Raw genomic sequence first — 2,544 nt, 5'->3', positions numbered from 1 at the left:
ATCAAGTTCAGCACCACATGTGTTCGGTCTTTTGGGAAAGACAACCATGTGGAGCTGCTGGTCAACCCTGTGGAGATGAAGTTCGCCGTCCGTACAGCGGCGAAAAGCAGCCGCAACGCAGTCGTGTTTTCCAAGCTGTCAGACGGAAAGTATCAGCCCAGGGATATCGCCGGTGCGGCCTATGTAGAAACGCTTTTTCAGTTATTCGGCTGGAGTCCGGATTTAAAATACCGGATCGCCGGAGCGCTGTTTCAAACTGAAACTGAATCTGCGTATATTTTTGATGTCAATGATGCGGAAGCGTTTATTAAATCGTACCTGCTTTCCGGTTCAAAAAGCACGGAACAGGCAAAGGAGCCTGTACAGCCCCTTTCTGTCTCCGGCAAACGGGTGCGGGCAGTCCCGGAGGAGTGGATCGGCTCTTTTGGCAAGCAATATTACCTCCACCAACAGTCTTTCCCGCCCGTCTGCGATCAGAGTGAGGAAGACTGGAAAATCCGCATGGAGGGCCAGTTGTATGAAACCGGGCAGAAACTCCGCGTGACAGGATTTGACGTGCTGCGTGACTATATCTGTCAGGAACTCGGTCAGTACGGGAAGGAGGAATCCTAAATGTTCGAAGAAAGTCGGGAAAATACCGGCGGTGTAATCGCCGGAATGCTTCGTTCCCTGGAGGACGGGCATTTGGATATTGTTCCGTCTGCTGAATTAAAAAAAGCGGAACTGGCAGCTTCTCCCGCAAACAGCAGTAGTGATGAGGTCCTGGAGATGGCCGGTGACTTTAACTACGATGGCTACCAAGTGGTACGCCGTGAGTTCTTCGCCCATATTAATGAGCCGTCTGTAACTTTCAACAATTACAAATTTTATGTAAATACCGCCTGCCTGAACCGCTTCCCACAAGTTGATTATGTGCAGGTATTGGTCAATCAGGAGAGCAGGATCTTGGCGATCCGTCCCTGTCGGGCGGAAGATCGGGATGCCTGCGCCTGGTGCACCAACGGCTCCGGCAGACGTAAACCGAAACAGATTACCTGCAAGATTTTTTTCGCCAAAGTGTTTTCACTGATGGACTGGAATCTGGACTATCGATATAAACTCCTCGGGCGGATAATCCATGCCAAGGATGAGTGGCTCATCGCATTTGATCTCACAGCGACCGAAGTGTATCAGCGGGTGCAAAAAGACGGCCAGAAGCCCAAGTCTTCTCGAACTCCCGTGTTTCCGGAGGGCTGGAAGACGCAGTTTGGACTCCCGTTCCGGGAACACCAGAAATCTATGCAGGTAGACATTTTTGAAGGATATGCTGTATATGGGTTGCGCGATAACATAGCTCCTGCTGCATCAGAGCAGTCAGACGAGGCTGCCTCTGATACTGGTAGTAAGTCCGTTTTGGGAGGACAAGGACATGAATCATGAAAATCAATTGCAGGCTTACTTAACGCTGGACCCTGCGCGAAACCGGATTCGAATCCACAGGCAAACGATTCGTCTCTTGAAGAATCCTGCGTATGTGCAATTCCTGGTAAACCCTGAAGAGCTGTATATCGCCGTTCTCGGATCGGACAAACCTATTTCAGGCGGGACCGCAAACAAGGTTCGGATGTCAAACACATCCCAGCAGTCTATAGAATTCTATAGTACGATCCTTATTAAAAACTTTTCCGAACTGCTGGGTGGCTTTGACCTGAGATTTAATTACCAGCTGACCGGTGAGATCGATCAAGTCAACCGGGTCGCATATTTTTCCCTCAAAACCGTCAAACAGCTGGAACGCAGGAGGCTACATGACAGAGAAAGCATTTAGTATGTTTGTTCCCAATGTTCACTTCGAACAGATTCCCATCAAGAACCTCGTATCCAATCAGGAGTACCAGAGGAATATTTCCGAACAGCATGTGCTGAATGCCGTGGCACACTTTGATCTGTATCAGATCAACCCTGTGAAGGTAAGCCGTCGAAATGGGGTCAACTATGTCTTCAATGGCCAGCACACGGTGGAGATCGTCGCCCTGGCCTCTGGCTCTCGTGAAACTCCGGTCTGGTGCATGATATACGACGATCTGAACTACGAGCACGAGGCAGATATCTTCGCCAACCAGATGAAGTTTGTCAAACCGCTCCGTCCCTATGAAGTGTTTATGGCAAATGTGGAAGCCGGGAATCAGGAGCAGCTTATGATCAAAGATCTGGTAGAGTCTTATTCTCTTTCCATTGGCCAGGTCAGAAACTATGGCGTTGTCTGTGCTGTCTCCACGCTCGAAAATATATATGAGCGGTTTGGTTACCACGTACTTGATCGAACACTCAGACTCTGCGTAGGCACCTGGGAGGGCGATATGAATTCGCTGTCCGCCAATATGCTCAACGGAATCGCCAGATTGGTCTACACATTCGGCGATGCCCTGAAAGATGAGACCTTCAAGGAAAAAGTAGGGGAAATGTCGGTCAAGCTGCTTTCGAGAACAGCCAAGGAACGACGCCCCGGTTCTATGGGCTATGCTGAGGCGATGCTTCTGGCCTATAACCGCAAATGCAAATATC

Annotated in this window: 3 protein-coding genes and 1 pseudogene; all 4 read left to right on the top strand. The window is 49.7% G+C overall.

What is annotated here, in order from left to right; all coding sequences use genetic code 11:
• Window positions 1–612 (top strand): annotated as a pseudogene (locus tag B5F88_RS19015) (recombinase family protein); the annotation flags it as partial.
• Complete coding sequence (locus tag B5F88_RS19010; RefSeq protein WP_204246273.1) at window positions 613–1,419, top strand: hypothetical protein; 807 nt, start codon at window positions 613–615, stop codon at window positions 1,417–1,419.
• On the top strand, window positions 1,409–1,807 hold the full coding sequence (locus tag B5F88_RS19005; protein WP_087936991.1) for a hypothetical protein: 399 nt from the start codon (window positions 1,409–1,411) through the stop codon (window positions 1,805–1,807). The genes B5F88_RS19010 and B5F88_RS19005 overlap by 11 nt, the downstream gene beginning before the upstream one ends.
• A partial coding sequence (locus B5F88_RS19000; RefSeq protein WP_087936992.1) for a DUF6551 family protein occupies window positions 1,788–2,544 on the top strand: 757 nt, incomplete at its 3' end. The genes B5F88_RS19005 and B5F88_RS19000, both read left to right, overlap by 20 nt.

It is taken from the genome of Flavonifractor sp. An306, assembly GCF_002159455.1.
Classification (GTDB): Bacteria; Bacillota; Clostridia; order Oscillospirales; family Oscillospiraceae; genus Flavonifractor.
This window is presented reverse-complemented; position numbering and strand designations above follow the sequence as displayed.

Excerpts from the sequence above, each read along its gene's own strand:
- B5F88_RS19005 (WP_087936991.1), top strand. The coding sequence starts at position 1,409 with ATGAATCATGAAAATCAATTGCAGGCTTACTTAACGCTGGACCCTGCG.
- B5F88_RS19010 (WP_204246273.1), top strand. The coding sequence starts at position 613 with ATGTTCGAAGAAAGTCGGGAAAATACCGGCGGTGTAATCGCCGGAATG.